Genomic DNA, 16,130 nt, shown 5'->3' on the forward strand with positions numbered 1-16,130 from the left:
GCTACTGGTGCTACTGGTGCTACTGGACCTCAAGGTATTCAAGGTAACACAGGTGCTACTGGCGCTACTGGACCTCAAGGCGCTCAAGGTAACACAGGTGCTACTGGTGCTACTGGACCTCAAGGTGTTCAAGGTAACACAGGCGCTACTGGTGCTACTGGACCTCAAGGTGCTCAAGGTAACACGGGTGCTACTGGTGCTACTGGACCTCAAGGCGCTCAAGGTAACACAGGTGCTACTGGTGCTACTGGACCTCAAGGTGTTCAAGGTAACACAGGTGCTACTGGACCTCAAGGTGTTCAAGGTAACACAGGCGCTACCGGCGCTACTGGACCTCAAGGTGTTCAAGGTAACACAGGCGCTACCGGGTCTCAAGGCATTCAAGGACCAACGGGTGCTACCGGCGCTACTGGCATAGGAGTTACTGGACCTACTGGACCTTCTGGTGGACCTACCGGACCTACTGGGCCTACTGGACCTAGCTTCCCTATAGCAACAATTGTTGTAACAAACAATATTCAGCAAACAGTACTGCAATTTAATAATTTTATTTTTAGTACTGCAATTAACGTAAACAATATTATCTTCAACGGCACAGATACAGTTACTGTTATTAACGGTGGTATTTATGTAATTAGCGTATCCATTTCTACAACTGCGCCAGGATGCGCTCCACTCGGAGTAGGAATTTCAATTAATGGAGCAGTCGCAACTGATAATTTCTCTTCAAATTTAATAGGCGACTCACTTTCATTTACTACAATAGAAACATTAGCAGCTGGTGCAAGAATCTCTGTCCAATCTACACTTAATGAGATTACGATCCCTGCAACAGGAAATACTAACATCCGCCTTACTGTATTTAGAATCGCTTAAATTTCACTATATATTGTTTATGACAAATAAAAAAAGAGCGAGGAAACTCGCTCTTTTTTGTTATGTACAATAATTCATTACTATTCTAATTCAATTGAAACATTTTTTTGTGGTACAAATGTAGAAATTGCATGTTTATAAATAAGCTGTTGCTTACCTTCTGTTTCCAGCAGGACTGTAAAATTATCAAATCCTTTAATTAGTCCACGAAGCTGGAAACCATTTAATAAGTACAGCGTAACAAACGTATTTTCTTTACGGAGTTGATTTAAAAACTGATCTTGAATATTGATTGATTGCTTCATGTCGAATCCTCCTCTTTTTCTCTACTTACTATTATTCGACTTTACTTGTAACTTTCCTTCTATGTATCGTAAAATTTCTGACGTTTTTTCACCGTTTGTAACATCAAACCACGTGACATCCATTTTATTACGGAACCACGTTAATTGACGCTTTGCATAACGACGCGAATTCGTCTTTAATTGTGATACCGCATCTTCTAAAGAAACTCGATTCTCAAAATAATCATAGATTTCTTTATATCCAATCGCTTGAATAGATTGACAATCTCGTATCCCTCTATTATACAGCCCTTCTACTTCCTCTAATAGGCCTTGTTCCATCATCAAATCCACTCGTAAGTTAATGCGATCGTATAGCATTTCTCGATCCATTGTCAAGCCAATTAATGAAACATCATAGAGTAACTCTTTTTCTTGTTTCTCAATTTGTTCACTCATTTTTTCACCCGTTGTGCGAAAAATTTCTAAAGCCCGAATGACACGTCGTACATTATTTGCATGAATACGCTCCGCACTTTCTGGATCTACTTCTTGCAATTTTTTATGTACATATTCCACACCGCGTTCTAAAGCTAACTTTTCCATTTGCTCTCGGTATATCACATCACCAGCATCATCTGTAAACTGATAATCGAATAAAACAGATTGTATATAAAGACCGGTCCCACCAACTATAATTGGTAATTTACCACGTTCTGTAATTTCTCGAATATGCTTGCGAACACGTTCTTGAAATTCCGCGACAGAAAATGAATCTTCCGGATTTTTTATATCGATCATATAATGTGGAATTCCGTCCATCTCTGCTTTTGTTACCTTTGCAGTTCCAATATCCATCGTTCGATAGATCTGCATGGAATCACCACTAATAATTTCACCGTTCAACGCTTTGGCAAGATTGATACTTAACTTCGTCTTTCCAACAGCAGTTGGTCCAATGATGACAGCAACTTTTTCACGTTGCACTTCTCCCATATCATTCAACTCTCTTTATGTAATATACTCCATCTATTGATTATACCCAATCTTACCAATTTTAACGGCATGATTGCAAGTTCTTTCATTTCGGTACATGAAATTATACAGAAAAAAGAACATAGTTTGTCCAATTCTGCATATACATGATAAAAATAGTTTCGAGAGGATGAGTTAACTATGAAACAATCCACCCTCAATTTTTCATCTTTGACAAAAGACCTCATTTTAGCTACTTCTATAAAAGAACAAAATTGTTCACAAGAGGAATTATACTTCGCCCTAAATTGTTTACTACGGGCTTTTCATTCTACCCTTCATGAAACAACATTACATCCAGAAAATAAAAATACAGAATATATACAAACGCAATTTTGCAGTGCATATAAAATTATTACAGGTAAAACTATTTATCCATTTCAATAATCCATAAAAAGCGGCTGCTTACATAATTTCAAGCAACCGCTTTTTATATTAATATCGATAACCTATTGTATAACTTTCACTTTTACAGATTTGCGCCCCCAGCTATTAGCACTACCATCTGAACCGACTAATACATCAATACGATTTCCTTTAATCGCACCACCAGTGTCTCCAGCAATCGCTTCTCCATATCCTTCTACCCATACTTTTGATCCAAGCGGAATTACTTTCGGATCAACAGCAATTACTTTCATATTTGGATTTGCTGTTAAATCATGCCCCATTGCAGTTAATACACGACCACCATACGAACCATTCTCACTCGGATCTGCTGTATATGCCGTCGCTTCTACTGTAATTTCACGACCACCAGTAGGCGCACTTGTTTCAGTAGATTTTGCAACTGGTTTTGCAGCCGGTTTTTCTTTTACCACAGGTTTACTTGATTCTACATTCTTAATAGAATCGTTACTCTTAACAGACTCTTTATTCTTAACTACTGTATTATTTTTAACCGGCGTATTTGTTCTAGCTGGCGCTTCTTCTTGAGCTACAACCTCTTTCTTTTCGATTACAGGTGCTGTTCCTGTTAAAAATGGCACGTGAACATATCCAACTTTTCCATTGTAGTCAAATTGTAACCATTCATTTTGAACTTGATTCGTCGTTTCAATCACATCATTTTTATTAAGTTTACCTAAAATTTCAGAATCAGTATTCGCTCCAGCACGAACATTTAATACGCCCGCCGTTACATAATATGTGCTCTTTGTAAAATCGGCACTTACAAACGCTTCCTTACCGTTCAACTTAATTTTTGTCCATCCATTTTCTGTATTTATAACATCTAGTGTATTCCCACTTAACACTTTACCTACAAGCTTTGACTCTACATTTGGGTTTTCTCTAACATTTAATACGTCTGTTGTTACAATTGTTTCCGCTTTAGCAGAACCCGCAAAAATCCCAAGACCAAAAACTGCTGCTGTTGCTATACCTAATAATTTTTTCATGAATAGCCTCCATTTGCTTTGTTTTCGTATTTTCATTATAGCAACAGATTTTTAGAATTTTTAGAAATCACACAATTACAAAGCATTCGTAATATACGATTAACGAGTTGTAACATAAATTTCCATATTAATAAAATGTATTTCTCATACAATCTCCAGTGGTTTTCATATATTTTTCATATACGAGCACAAGAACTTTTTTCCAGAAAAAATTACAGTGTTACTTTTTTGTTACAAAAAATTCACAATTCGTTATATCTTTTACCAAAAAACATCAATATTTAATTGTTAACCTATTTTTTTGTAATAAAAAGAGAGCAGCTACTAAAAGCTGCTCTCTTTTCATTTGTTATTGAACTTTCTTTTTCCAAACACCTAGCATAATAGCCGAGACAATCGTTCCAATTAATATAGAGAAAATATATAGTAACGGTTTATTTACTAACGCTATTACAAATAATCCACCATGCGGTGCTGGTAATGTAATTTGGAATAACATAGATAACGCACCTGCAATACTTGAACCAACAACACAACTTACAATTACTCGAACCGGATCTGCAGCTGCAAACGGAATCGCACCTTCTGTAATGAACGATGCTCCCATAATATAATTTGTTAAACCAGATTTACGTTCCGCTTCTGTAAACTTTGATTTAAAGAATGTAGTTGCAAATGCAATCGCAAGTGGCGGTACCATACCACCAGCCATAACTGCTGAGTGCACTCCAAAATTCTGTGCTTCTATTGCAGCAATACCAAACGTAAACGCCGCTTTATTAATTGGACCACCCATATCAATTGCCATCATACCACCTAAAATAAGACCTAGTAATATAGCATTCGTACCGTTTAAACCATTTAACCACCCTGTCAACATTTCATTTAATGCTACTACAGGCGGAATCACTGCTTTTTGCATTACAACTCCTGTAATCAATAATCCAAAGACTGGATATAACAAAACAGGTTTAATTCCTTCTAATTGTACTGGTAGTCCTGAAAATAATCTTTTCAACCCTAAAACAACATATCCAGCTAAGAAACCAGCAATTAATCCACCTAAAAAGCCAGCATTCGCATTCGCCGCTAAAAATCCACCTACAACACCAGGCATAAAACCAGGACGATCAGCAATAGAACTTGCAATAAATCCAGCTAAAATTGGTACAAGGAATAAAAACGCACCTGTTTTTCCTCCACCAATTGACATGAACAATTCAGCTAAAGGACCTTCCGCCTTTATACCACCAAACGAAAACGCTAGCGCTATTAAAATCCCGCCGCCAACAACGAATGGAAGCATATTACTTACGCCATTCATTAAATGCTTATAAATTCCTAATCCTTTTTCTTTTTCCGTACTTTCTGCCTTTCCATCTTCTTTTACACCTTTAAAGATTGGTGCATCTTGCTTTACAGCTCGATTAAGAAGCGTTTCCGTTTTTCTAATCCCATCAGCGACTGGTACTTGAATGACATGCTTCCCAGCGAAACGGTTCATTTCTACTTGTTTATCTGCTGCTACGATAATAGCTGTTGCTCGTTCAATGTCTTCTTTTGTTAAACCGTTTTTTATACCTGTTGATCCGTTCGTTTCAACTTTAATTGCGATTCCTAGCTCTGCTGCTTTTGCTTTCAAGCTATCTGCGGCCATATACGTGTGAGCGATTCCAGTTGGGCAAGCCGTAACTGCCAATACGTACGGTTCATTTCCTTCTGGTTTGGCGACTTCAATCTCTTCTTCTTTTTCATTCTCTTTTTCATCAAATAGTTGAAGAAGCTCACTTTCATCCTTCGCTTCTAATAGTTGCTTGCGAAACCCTTCATCCATTAATAATGTCGATAAACGAGACAACGTTTCTAAATGAGTATTATTCGCTCCTTCACTTGCAGCAATCATAAAGAATAAGTGTGCAGGCTGTCCGTCGAGCGACTCATAATTGATACCGCTTACACTTCTACCAAAACAAATCGATGGTTGTTTAACAGCCTTTGTCTTCGCATGAGGTATTGCAATACCTTCCCCTATTCCAGTCGTACTTTGGGACTCCCGCTTTAAAATAGCTTCTTTAAATTCCATTTTACTATTTAAACGATTTGCCCCATTTAATTTCTCAACTAATTCATCTATGACAGCTTCTTTATTTGAAGCTGTCAAATCCATAATGACTGTATCCCTTTTTAATAGTTCTGTAATTTTCATATGTTGCTTCCCCCTATCGCTTAGCTACAATTACTTGCGACAATAATTCTTCTACTTTTTCCTTCTTACATAAATCAGCTGAAAATGCTGTTGCACTCCCTGTTGCAACGCCGTATTGAAATGCCTTTTCAATATCTTTTGTCTGTTCATATTTGCCTACAAACCCTGCAACAAGAGAATCTCCGGCCCCAACTGAATTAATTACAACACCTTTTGGAACAGTCGCTTCATATATACCTTCTGCCGTAAATAATAAAGCTCCCTCTCCAGCCATCGATACGATAACGTGTTTTATACCTTGTTCAATTAATTTTCTTCCATAAGGTAAAACGTCCTCTACTGTTGAAAGCTCCACTCCAAACAACTCACCAAGTTCATGATGGTTTGGCTTAATTAAAAATGGCTTATTTTTAATTACATGCTGCAGTGCACTTCCGCTCGCATCGACTACTACTCGAATACCTTTTTCAGCTCCGAGCGCTGCGATTGATTCATAAAAGGTAGTTGGGATAGATGCAGGTACACTTCCAGCTAGCACAACGCAATCTCCTTGCTTCATACTTTCGATTTGTTTCATTAATTGTTCAAATTGCTCATTTGTCACATTAGGACCTTGCCCATTTAATTCTGTCTCTTCTTGCCCTTTTATTTTCACATTAATTCGGGAATCTCCGTCTACTTGGATGAAGTTTGTCATTACGCCTTCCGCCTGTAATACACCTTTAATAAATTGACCGGTGAATCCACCAGTAAATCCAAGTGCTACATTTTCCACACCTAAACGATGGAGAACGCGAGAAACATTAATCCCTTTTCCTCCAGGAAACTTCATATCTTTCTCTGCTCGATTGACTGCGCCTAAATCAAAGGAATTAACTTGTACTACATAATCAATAGATGGGTTTAAAGTAACTGTATAGATCATTGTTTATCAGCCTCAATTACATTGGTTTGTCTTTTATATTTTTCTAAATCAATTTCTAAATGGTTTGTAATAATATTTGCTTCTTCAACATTTGCAATTTTCGCAAATGCAACTTCTGAAAACTTACTTTCATCAATTAAGAAATATCCTTCGTTTGCTAATGTTAATGCCATTTGTTTTAAGAGCGCTTCTTCTGGATCTGGCGTTGTAAAGCCAAGCTGTTCATGTACACCATTTGCACCTAAAAAACATTTATCAAAACGATACTTCTGCATACTTTCCTGTGCCATAGCACCGATTAAAGCTTTCGTCCTACTCTTCATCATTCCACCTAGTAAATACGCACGAATATTATTTTCAACTAAAGCTTCAATATGCATAAGTCCATTCGTAACGACAGTCACATCTTTATTTATTAAAAATGGAATCATTTCAAATGTTGTACTTCCTGCATCTAAATAAATACAATCACCTTGTTCAACAACGCTAGCCGCATAATTAGCAATTTGTTGTTTTATTTGAATGTTTTTGGATGATTTTTCAACCATCGTTGGTTCTTGCCCTTTTCCTGTTAAAACAGCGGCACCACCATGAACTCTCTTTAATAACCTTTGTTTTTCCAATTGCGCTAAATCACGACGAATTGTTGATTCAGAGCTTTCTGTTCTTTCCACCAATTGTTGTAATTTAACAATCTTCTGCTCTTTTACAAGTTGCAATATCATTTGATGACGTTCAGGAGTTAACATTTTATTCACCTCTTCTTTGATTACAGTATAATGAAAACGATCACAAAAATCAACCATAAACATTCATAAATAATCAAAATCAATCATAAACAGTTATAAATAACAAAAAAGAAACCCATTTGATCGTTATATCAAACGGATTTCTTTACTCAATTCACTTATAAAGAAGCTTTATATATACTTAAAACATCATCTTTATTTAATTTTTTAAAGTTACCAAATTCACCATAAGCCATCGCTTTATCCACCATTAAATCAATTTCATTTTCTCCAATAGCATAATCAGATAATGTTACTGGTGCCTCAATTGAAGTCCAAAATTGACGTAATGCCTGAATTCCTTCTAACGCAATTTCTCGCTCAGTCTTTCCATCTGTTTCTACATTGAATACGCGAATAGCAAACTGTTTAAAACGACTTACATTTTCATCTACGACATGCTTCATCCAGTTAGGGAATAGAATTGCTAAGCCGCCTCCATGCGGTATATCATGAACAGCAGAAACTGCATGCTCAATATTATGAGTCGCCCAATCTCCTTTTACTCCCATCGCTAAAATGCCGTTTAACGCCATAGTACCACAATATAAAATAGTTTCTCTATGCTCATAATTTTCTAAATCACTTAAAAGCTTAGGAGCTGTCTCAATTACTGTTTTTAAAACAGCTTCACAATAACGATCTTGTAGTTCTGTATTTGTTCCGTTGTGGAAATATTGCTCTAATACGTGCGACATAATATCTACCATACCGTAAATTGTTTGATCTTTCGGTACAGAAGTAGTATGAACTGGATCTAAAATTGAAAACTGCGGGAAAGTAACCGGGCTACCCCATCCATACTTTTCATTCGTTTCCCAGTTTGTAATTACCGAGCCTGCATTCATTTCAGATCCTGTTGCTGCAAGAGTAAGTACAGTACCAAATGGTAATGCCTCATTAGCAAATGTTTTTTTCGTTACAATATCCCATACATCTCCATCGTACTTACTACCAGCTGCAATTGCCTTCGTACAGTCGATCACACTTCCTCCACCAACTGCTAAAATAAATTCAACACCATTTTCTTTACAAATTTGAATCCCTTTCTTTACAGTTGATACACGTGGATTCGGTTCAACACCTGTCAATTCAAATACTTCTGCATTTATATCCTGTAAAATAGAAATTACATTATCATAAATACCGTTTCTTTTAATGCTGCCTCCCCCGTATACGAGAAGAACTTTTTTACCGAACTGTGGAATTTCAGTTTTTAACTGCTCTAATTGACCTTTACCGAAAATAAGTTTCGTTGGATTACGAAATACAAAATTTTGCATATTCCTTTACCATCCCTTCTATATGAAAAGCAACTATACTTTTGTATACCATATTTTTTTCATTTCACAAAAATATTTGCTTAATAAAAAAATCCCAGCCTACAGGCTGAGATTTTTTATTGGTAATAAGGTGAGATCATTAAGTAAACAATAACACCAGATAAACTTACATATAACCAAATCGGCATCGTCCAACGTACAATTTTACGATGACGTGTTAATTGATTTGTAAAACCAAATACAAGTGCAAACAATGCAAGTGGTACAATAATTGCTGCCAGGATAATATGTGTAATTAAAATGATGAAATACACATATTTAATGAATCCTTCTCCGCCAAAATGTGTTGCTGGCGCTAAGTAATGATAAGATAAATAAGAAACACAAAATAGCAACGTCGTTGTAAATGCTGCCAGGATGAAACCACGGTGCATTTTCACATTCTTCTTAATAATAGAGTATAGAGCTGCTAATAAGAATACGAACGTAAAGCTATTAAAAATTGCATTTAACATTGGTAAAATTGTTACATCAAAATGTAATTCTCCTTCATAGCCAACAGGTCCAAAGAACAAAAATAAAATAATCGCATTTACAATTACAGAAAGCGTTATCACAATAGGAGCATAGCTTTTCTGATTTGTTGATTGATCCACCAAAATGGTCACTCCCTCTTCCTTCAAATATGTATACGTAACCTCACTATTTTAACATACTATTCACAGTGTAAATGTGACAATAGTTTGACACAGCAAGATAAGACAAAGAAAAAATCCTTCTTAATAAAACTTCTTAAGAAGGATTTTATCGCTTTATTATTCAAATAGCAACGCGATTAGTTTTTGTTAAAAAATGTATCGCTATATGCTTGAAAAATTTCAGACACTTGATATCCCATTAAAGAAATTGCTGTTAATGAAAAGAAACCAATCATAAGAAATCGAAACCACATATAAATCTCCTCCTTGTATTTAGCTTAAAAAACATTCGCTATATTACAAGTTGAGTGGCACTCTTCATCGTCACTTTCCTTTTTCCTTACAATTGCTGTAATAAATCGAATCATAAAGAAAATAACAAAAGGAATTTGTTCGTAATTCACATTGGCATAGTTTAGCAACGGCTCGCGCTGCATATCGAACGGGGATGAGAAGGAATAGAACATACCTTGCTCTTCCATATATACAATTACAATTTTCATGCAAAATACGATTCCTAGAAACGAAACAATATCTTGCCATTCTGTCGTATATAACAGGTTATACAGCTCTAATACGTACTCTTCCATTATCATCCCCCCTTCCTTTTTTACCATTTTGCTCGCCTTCGTATAAAAAGTCAAGAAAAAAGTTTATATCCACTATGACAATAGTAATTACTTGTTTCTATGATTATATATGACTCTTTTATAGCAATGACTGGGTGTAACTCTCTTCGAAAATTAGAATCGAACAGATTCCTCATTCTTACTTTTAGGATTCAAAACTGTGCTATTTTTATTTCTATTAAAAATAAAATAAGAAAGTATGATAAGAACAGTAACAAACATTGTTAAAAGTGCTTGTGAACGTAAAGTATCAATTGCGAACATCGCAACTAAAACTGCTATAATAGCAACAATTGTAACATACGTTACATACGGAAAAAGCCACATTTTCACTTTCAAATTTTGTTGTTCCACTTTCCCCATTTTTTTACGCATCTTTAAATGCGAAACTGCAATAACGAGATAAACTAGTAACGCAATCCCGCCAGATGCATTCACTAAAAACAAAAAGACTTTATCTGGAGAAATGTAACTAAACACAACGCCAATATAAGCGAAGAAAGTTCCAAATAAAACGGCCCGAACTGGAACACCACTACTGTTCAATTTCAAAAACGCCTTTGGAGCATCTCCTCTTTCTGCCATCGAAAAAAGCATTCTTGAGTTTGTATATAAACCCGAATTTAAACAAGAGAGTACAGCTGTTAAAACGATAAAATTCATAATTTGTGCCGCAGCTGGTATTCCTATATGTTCCAGTACAGCTACAAATGGACTTTTTAATATGTTTGCTGAATTCCATGGCAGTAGCGTAACAACTACCGCTATAGACCCAATAAAAAATACAAGAATACGCCAAATCACACTGTTTGTTGCTGTTTTTACTGCTTTTACAGGTTCTGCAGATTCACCTGCGGCTACTGCTACAATTTCTGATCCCATAAATGAAAATATAACGACAGTAATTCCAAGCAGTACCGAACTTATACCGTTTGGCATAAATCCACCTTGTCCAATTAAATTCGAAGTGCCGGGTGCTTCTGTTCCTGGAACAAATCCTAAAATAACAGCAAGACCTAGACAAAGGAACAAAACAATACTTATTACTTTAATAAAAGAAAACCAATATTCAAACTCTCCAAATGATTTCACCGAAAAAACGTTCGTCAGTGTTAATAAAATTGTTAATATTAAACTTAATAACCAAAGCGGTATTTGTGGAATCCAATATTGGATAATACCAGCACCTGCTGTGGCTTCTATTGCAATAACAATTACCCAAAAAAACCAGTATAACCAGCCTATTGTATAACCCGCCCAAGGACCAATCGCTTCTCTTGCATACGTTGCAAATGAACCACTTGTCGGATTAACAGCTGCCATTTCTCCTAGCATTCTCATGACGAAAATGACTAGAAGTCCTGCTAATGCATATGAAACGATAGAACCTGGTCCTGCCGAATGTACAACTGCACCACTTCCAACAAACAAACCAGCCCCTATTACACCGCCAATTGAAATCATTGTAATGTGGCGTATTTTGAGGTCTTTCTTTAGATTTTTATCCAAATCTTGTACATCCCCTTCCAAACTAAATTTTGAAATTTATGTAAGAGTACTGTGCGAAAGATTTTGTCCTATACTTTAAAATATATCAAAATATTCTGAATTCAACAATTAAAATTCAACCTCCTTCAAAAATTATTACATTAGGTTTAATACTTTCTCATACACAATTGTTGAGAAAATTATAGTCCTCTTACAAAAGAAAGAATTTTCAGATATCATTAAATAAACAAGATTATACATCTAGACAACTTTTTGTATAGGAGTGTTGATATGTTAAACAAGTTCAAATTTTTTTGTTGTATTTTAGTAATGTTCTTACTTCTACCGCTATCCCCTTTCCAATCACAAGCAGCAAACAATTTAGGTTCAAAATTACTCGTTGGATACTGGCATAATTTTGATAACGGTACTGGCATTATTAAATTAAAAGACGTTTCACCAAAATGGGATGTAATCAATGTATCTTTTGGTGAAACTGGTGGTGATCGTTCCACTGTTGAATTTTCTCCTGTGTATGGTACAGATGCAGAATTCAAATCAGATATTTCTTATTTAAAAAGTAAAGGAAAGAAAGTAGTTCTTTCAATAGGTGGACAAAATGGAGTCGTTTTACTTCCTGACAATGCCTCTAAGCAACGTTTTATTAATTCCATACAATCTCTAATCGATAAATACGGTTTTGACGGAATAGATATTGACCTTGAATCAGGTATTTACTTAAACGGAAATGACACTAATTTCAAAAACCCAACTACTCCCCAAATCGTAAATCTTATATCAGCTATTCGAACAATCTCAGATCATTATGGTCCAGATTTTCTATTAAGCATGGCTCCTGAAACAGCTTATGTTCAAGGCGGTTATAGCGCATACGGAAGCATCTGGGGTGCATATTTACCAATTATTTACGGAGTGAAAGATAAACTAACATACATTCACGTTCAACACTACAATGCTGGTAGCGGGATTGGAATGGACGGTAATAACTACAATCAAGGTACTGCAGACTACGAAGTCGCTATGGCAGATATGCTCTTACATGGTTTTCCTGTAGGTGGTAATACAAATAACATTTTCCCAGCTCTTCGTTCAGATCAGGTAATGATTGGACTTCCTGCAGCACCAGCGGCAGCTCCAAGTGGCGGATATATTTCTCCGACTGAAATGAAAAAAGCTTTAAATTATATTATTAAAGGAGTTCCGTTCGGAGGAAAGTATAAAATTTCTAACCAGAGTGGCTATCCTGCATTCCGCGGCCTAATGTCTTGGTCTATTAATTGGGATGCAAAAAACAACTTTGAATTCTCAAATAACTATAGAACATATTTTGATGGTCTTTCCTTGCAAAAATAACAAAGTAAAACTATAATTAGCCCTCATCAATCGGACATTTATGGGCAATCAATGCAGGATAAAAACAACAATAGGTCCCTTTATAGGTCCTATTGTTGTTTTTTATTTATGAAAATTACTTTGTCACATCTAAAGTTTTAAGAAACTCTTTTCCATCGACCAACATCGCACGTTCCTTGGAATCATATTGTTAAATATTCTAGTTACTATTTTGCTTCAACACAAAAATTGAAAGTTCAGGTACACTACAAAATCTAACAGGCATCCTAGTAGTCCCAATGCCACGATTTACATATAAATATAACGGCTTACTCTTCCCCTCTACTTCATACATACCTTCAACGTAGTGCTCAGCTAGTTTGGTAGTAATTAACGGACCTACAAAAGGAATTTGGACTTGTCCTCCGTGACTATGTCCTGACAGTTGAAGATCAACTGGGTAACGATTTATTTTGGTTACAACATCCGGCTCATGTACTAATAACATGTTGAAATCATTTTGTTTCAAGTTTTTTAAAGTTGAATCTATTTTCGGCTTCCCTAATAGAAAATCATCCAAACCTGATATTATAATATATTTGCCGTTTTCCACTTTAATTTTCTGCACTTCATTTACTAATACAGAAAAACCAGCTTCTTCCATATATTTTTTGTAAAATAAACTACCGCCCCCGCCCCTATCATGATTCCCAAACACAGCATATTTCCCTAAGGGAGCGTAAATTTTCTGCAAAATAACCTTCGCTTCTTCTCTTTCCGCACTATAAGACCCAAATTTATCTATTAAATCTCCGGTAAAAACTACTATATCCGGATGTAATTCATTCATCTTCTCCACTAAATGTTCAAGTTGTTTCAGTGTAAACTCTGGTCCTAAATGTACATCTGAAAACTGCAATATTTTTTTATTATTAAACTCTTTAGGAATTGTAGAAGCTTCTATTTCATTCCACGTAACTGTTACTAGTTTTCGTTCTATTTCTGTCGCATAATAATACAAACTTACTGGTATCATTAATATACTTATAAAACTAATAATAAATATCTTTACGATTGATTTTTTTCGTTCTTTTTTTACATGATTCGTATTCATGTTTTCACCTCTAGAAACACTTTAAATCCTTATTGTTACATTCATGTGACAACATGAACAATATTATCAATATGTAATTCCCTCTCTATTCACTTTGACAATTTTATACAGAAGTCATAACATATTTTTATAATACATAGATTTTCGAAATTTTTTCTATTCATTCCATCATTTGATTACGGAGGGGTTATTCATGTCTGTATTTACACCAGAAGAAATTACGGAACTTGCTGCGAATTCAGGAAGGAAAAAAGCTCATTTATCATTGCTCCCTATGCTAATTCTTGGTTTTTTTGGTGGCGCTTTTATCGCATTAGGGTATTTACTCGATATTCATGTTATTGGGACAATGCCAAAATATTGGGGATCATTTTCTAGTTTTCTAGGCGCTGCTGTATTTCCTATTGGTCTTATTCTCGTTATTCTTGCAGGCGGTGAACTAGTAACCGGTAACATGATGACAGTTTCTATGGCCTGGCTCCAAAAGAAAATTACTTTATTTTATTTCATACGAAATTTAGTTATTGTTACATTTAGCAATTTCATAGGGGCTGTATTTGTAGCCTACTTTTTCGGTCATATCGTTGGCTTAACTGAGGGAGCTTTTTTAGCGAAAACTATTTCTATCGCTCAAGCGAAACTACAAGATAGGCCATTGCAAGCATTTATTTCTGCAATCGGATGTAATTGGCTCGTTTGTTTAGCTGTTTGGCTCAGTATGGGAAGTAAAGAATTTATCGGAAAGATTATCGGTATTTGGTTCCCGGTTATGACTTTTGTTGCGATTGGATTTCAACACGTTGTAGCCAATATGTTTGTCATCCCAGCCGCGATTTTTGCCGGTCATTTCACTTGGGCTGAATATTTTCCAAACTTTATTTTTGTTTTCTTTGGAAATCTAGTAGGAGGTATGTTATTTGTAGCACTACCTTACTTCATATCTTATAATAAGAAACTACCTGCTCATCAAGAGAAGACTGAAATGAAGAACAAATCTCTGTCCGCTTAAATGGAATGTCTATAAAGTGCCCTAAAAAATATTACAAATTTCATTTTTTTTGCGAATATATGTACGTACACTTGTTCTCGAATGTTTTATACGTTATAATAACAACTTAAATAGCATTATTTACATATGAGGTGAAAAACATGAACAAAACAGAATTAATTAAAAACGTAGCACAAAATGCTGAGATTTCTCAAAAAGAAGCTACTGTAGTTGTACAAACTGTAGTAGAATCAATCACTAACACTTTAGCTGCTGGTGAAAAAGTACAACTTATCGGATTCGGTACATTCGAAGTTCGTGAAAGAGCTGCTCGTACAGGCCGTAACCCACAAACTGGTGAAGAAATGCAAATCGCAGCTTCTAAAGTACCTGCTTTCAAAGCTGGTAAAGAACTAAAAGAAGCTGTAAAATAATGAAAAATATCCTTCTCATTTATGAGAAGGATATTTTTTTCATAACATAATTAATAAAAATCTGACCATTATGTTGTTTCTTTTGTTCTTTTATGCAAATAAAATCTTTACTTTCAAAAAAAGGTTTTGCGGTAATGCTCGCCTCTGTATATATCTCCCTATGCCCTAGGTTCACTGCTTCTTTTTCTAACTTCTGTAGTATGTATGAAGCGACTCTTTCCCCTTGATAATCTTTATGCGTAAATAAACGATCTATGTAACGATCATCGTTATAATCCCCAAACCCCACAATCACACCTTTATGATCCGCTACATAGCTAATATTCTTTTCTAAAGACTGTAACCAATTTTCTCTATCTAGTCGCTCCGGTGCCCACGCCTGTAGCTGTAACTCATTATAATCTTTTGCATTAACCGTATGAACTGTTTCATAGAACAATTGTAATACTTGATCTAAATCTTCTTTCTGGAATGTTCTAATTATAATATCTTTTAACATATATAAGTCTCCTTACGAAACTACCTCTTAACTTTTCTACTACATACGATTCTATATTTCTGCTTTATTATATCGTTTTAATTTCTATACGAACAAAAAAACAATACTTATTCAAGTATTGTTTTTTAAT

At 35.3% G+C, this 16,130-nt stretch carries 17 protein-coding genes; 5 read left to right on the forward strand and 12 right to left on the reverse strand.

Annotated features, from left to right (window positions below):
* Positions 1–876: Gly-Xaa-Xaa repeat protein (locus GBN78_RS11700; protein ID WP_152127427.1), on the forward strand; the 876-nt coding region annotated here is incomplete at its 5' end.
* An 80-nt stretch (positions 877–956) separates the two neighbouring features.
* Here GBN78_RS11700 and hfq read toward each other — a convergent pair.
* Entirely contained in the window at positions 957–1,181 is a 225-nt protein-coding gene (hfq, locus tag GBN78_RS11705; protein WP_000813896.1) for an RNA chaperone Hfq, read from the reverse strand.
* Positions 1,182–1,202: 21 nt separating this feature from the next.
* Positions 1,203–2,156 (reverse strand): tRNA (adenosine(37)-N6)-dimethylallyltransferase MiaA, encoded by a 954-nt coding sequence (gene miaA / locus GBN78_RS11710; RefSeq protein ID WP_000504958.1) that lies wholly within the window; start codon positions 2,154–2,156, stop codon positions 1,203–1,205.
* A 180-nt stretch (positions 2,157–2,336) separates the two neighbouring features.
* Between miaA and GBN78_RS11715 the strand changes: the two genes are divergently transcribed.
* On the forward strand, positions 2,337–2,582 hold the full coding sequence (locus GBN78_RS11715; RefSeq protein WP_000814435.1) for a hypothetical protein: 246 nt from the start codon (positions 2,337–2,339) through the stop codon (positions 2,580–2,582).
* A 62-nt stretch (positions 2,583–2,644) separates the two neighbouring features.
* Here GBN78_RS11715 and entD read toward each other — a convergent pair whose 3' ends face one another.
* The 8 genes from entD to gabP all read right to left on the reverse strand — a co-directional run bounded on the left by entD (position 2,645) and on the right by gabP (position 11,633).
* Positions 2,645–3,595 (reverse strand): cell wall-binding protein EntD, encoded by a 951-nt coding sequence (entD, locus tag GBN78_RS11720; protein ID WP_000734613.1) that lies wholly within the window; start codon positions 3,593–3,595, stop codon positions 2,645–2,647.
* 349 nt (positions 3,596–3,944) lie between these two features.
* Positions 3,945–5,801 (reverse strand): PTS fructose transporter subunit IIABC, encoded by a 1,857-nt coding sequence (locus tag GBN78_RS11725; RefSeq protein ID WP_000704595.1) that lies wholly within the window; start codon positions 5,799–5,801, stop codon positions 3,945–3,947.
* Between the two features lie 13 nt (positions 5,802–5,814).
* Positions 5,815–6,726, reverse strand: coding sequence for a 1-phosphofructokinase (gene pfkB / locus GBN78_RS11730; protein ID WP_000640834.1), 912 nt, complete (start codon positions 6,724–6,726; stop codon positions 5,815–5,817).
* A complete protein-coding gene (locus GBN78_RS11735) occupies positions 6,723–7,475 on the reverse strand; it encodes a DeoR/GlpR family DNA-binding transcription regulator (RefSeq protein WP_000957264.1) in 753 nt (250 codons plus the stop codon). Before GBN78_RS11735 ends, pfkB begins: the two co-directional genes overlap by 4 nt.
* A gap of 158 nt (positions 7,476–7,633) precedes the next feature.
* On the reverse strand, positions 7,634–8,797 hold the full coding sequence (locus tag GBN78_RS11740) for an iron-containing alcohol dehydrogenase (RefSeq protein ID WP_074625428.1): 1,164 nt from the start codon (positions 8,795–8,797) through the stop codon (positions 7,634–7,636).
* Positions 8,798–8,913: 116 nt separating this feature from the next.
* On the reverse strand, positions 8,914–9,456 hold the full coding sequence (locus GBN78_RS11745; protein WP_000228314.1) for a DUF420 domain-containing protein: 543 nt from the start codon (positions 9,454–9,456) through the stop codon (positions 8,914–8,916).
* A gap of 317 nt (positions 9,457–9,773) precedes the next feature.
* On the reverse strand, positions 9,774–10,112 hold the full coding sequence (locus GBN78_RS11750) for a hypothetical protein (RefSeq protein WP_002005644.1): 339 nt from the start codon (positions 10,110–10,112) through the stop codon (positions 9,774–9,776).
* 126 nt (positions 10,113–10,238) lie between these two features.
* The gene (gabP, locus tag GBN78_RS11755) at positions 10,239–11,633 is read right to left on the reverse strand and encodes a GABA permease (protein WP_000360110.1); all 1,395 of its coding nucleotides are present in this window, start codon (positions 11,631–11,633) and stop codon (positions 10,239–10,241) included.
* Positions 11,634–11,903: 270 nt separating this feature from the next.
* Between gabP and GBN78_RS11765 the strand changes: the two genes are divergently transcribed.
* Positions 11,904–12,986, forward strand: a complete 1,083-nt coding sequence (locus tag GBN78_RS11765) for a chitinase (RefSeq protein WP_000932444.1) — start codon at positions 11,904–11,906, stop codon at positions 12,984–12,986.
* 199 nt (positions 12,987–13,185) lie between these two features.
* Here the strand turns inward: GBN78_RS11765 and GBN78_RS11770 are convergent, their stop codons facing one another.
* Positions 13,186–14,079: a metallophosphoesterase gene (locus GBN78_RS11770; protein WP_001095343.1), complete on the reverse strand. Its 894-nt coding sequence runs from the start codon at positions 14,077–14,079 to the stop codon at positions 13,186–13,188.
* A 193-nt stretch (positions 14,080–14,272) separates the two neighbouring features.
* Between GBN78_RS11770 and GBN78_RS11775 the strand changes: the two genes are divergently transcribed.
* Together GBN78_RS11775 and GBN78_RS11780 are read left to right on the forward strand one after the other, a co-directional pair.
* Complete coding sequence (locus GBN78_RS11775; protein WP_152127428.1) at positions 14,273–15,088, forward strand: formate/nitrite transporter family protein; 816 nt, start codon at positions 14,273–14,275, stop codon at positions 15,086–15,088.
* 140 nt (positions 15,089–15,228) lie between these two features.
* A complete protein-coding gene (locus GBN78_RS11780) occupies positions 15,229–15,501 on the forward strand; it encodes an HU family DNA-binding protein (protein ID WP_001043904.1) in 273 nt (90 codons plus the stop codon).
* 19 nt (positions 15,502–15,520) lie between these two features.
* Here the strand turns inward: GBN78_RS11780 and GBN78_RS11785 are convergent, their stop codons facing one another.
* Complete coding sequence (locus GBN78_RS11785) at positions 15,521–16,000, reverse strand: GNAT family N-acetyltransferase (RefSeq protein ID WP_152127429.1); 480 nt, start codon at positions 15,998–16,000, stop codon at positions 15,521–15,523.
* Positions 16,001–16,130 lie beyond the last annotated feature (130 nt).

It is taken from the genome of Bacillus sp. B2-WWTP-C-10-Post-4 (assembly GCF_009183805.1).
GTDB classification, from domain to species: Bacteria; Bacillota; Bacilli; order Bacillales; family Bacillaceae_G; genus Bacillus_A; species Bacillus_A cereus.

What these genes read in the sequence shown, in the direction of transcription:
- hfq (WP_000813896.1), bottom strand. Translation starts at nt 1,181, where the DNA reads ATGAAGCAATCAATCAATATTCAAGATCAGTTTTTAAATCAACTCCGT.
- miaA (WP_000504958.1), bottom strand. Translation starts at nt 2,156, where the DNA reads ATGGGAGAAGTGCAACGTGAAAAAGTTGCTGTCATCATTGGACCAACT.
- GBN78_RS11715 (WP_000814435.1), top strand. Translation starts at nt 2,337, where the DNA reads ATGAAACAATCCACCCTCAATTTTTCATCTTTGACAAAAGACCTCATT.
- entD (WP_000734613.1), bottom strand. Translation starts at nt 3,595, where the DNA reads ATGAAAAAATTATTAGGTATAGCAACAGCAGCAGTTTTTGGTCTTGGG.
- GBN78_RS11725 (WP_000704595.1), bottom strand. Translation starts at nt 5,801, where the DNA reads ATGAAAATTACAGAACTATTAAAAAGGGATACAGTCATTATGGATTTG.
- pfkB (WP_000640834.1), bottom strand. Translation starts at nt 6,726, where the DNA reads ATGATCTATACAGTTACTTTAAACCCATCTATTGATTATGTAGTACAA.
- GBN78_RS11735 (WP_000957264.1), bottom strand. Translation starts at nt 7,475, where the DNA reads ATGTTAACTCCTGAACGTCATCAAATGATATTGCAACTTGTAAAAGAG.
- GBN78_RS11740 (WP_074625428.1), bottom strand. Translation starts at nt 8,797, where the DNA reads ATGCAAAATTTTGTATTTCGTAATCCAACGAAACTTATTTTCGGTAAA.
- GBN78_RS11750 (WP_002005644.1), bottom strand. Translation starts at nt 10,112, where the DNA reads ATGGTAAAAAAGGAAGGGGGGATGATAATGGAAGAGTACGTATTAGAG.
- GBN78_RS11765 (WP_000932444.1), top strand. Translation starts at nt 11,904, where the DNA reads ATGTTAAACAAGTTCAAATTTTTTTGTTGTATTTTAGTAATGTTCTTA.
- GBN78_RS11770 (WP_001095343.1), bottom strand. Translation starts at nt 14,079, where the DNA reads ATGAATACGAATCATGTAAAAAAAGAACGAAAAAAATCAATCGTAAAG.
- GBN78_RS11775 (WP_152127428.1), top strand. Translation starts at nt 14,273, where the DNA reads ATGTCTGTATTTACACCAGAAGAAATTACGGAACTTGCTGCGAATTCA.
- GBN78_RS11780 (WP_001043904.1), top strand. Translation starts at nt 15,229, where the DNA reads ATGAACAAAACAGAATTAATTAAAAACGTAGCACAAAATGCTGAGATT.
- GBN78_RS11785 (WP_152127429.1), bottom strand. Translation starts at nt 16,000, where the DNA reads ATGTTAAAAGATATTATAATTAGAACATTCCAGAAAGAAGATTTAGAT.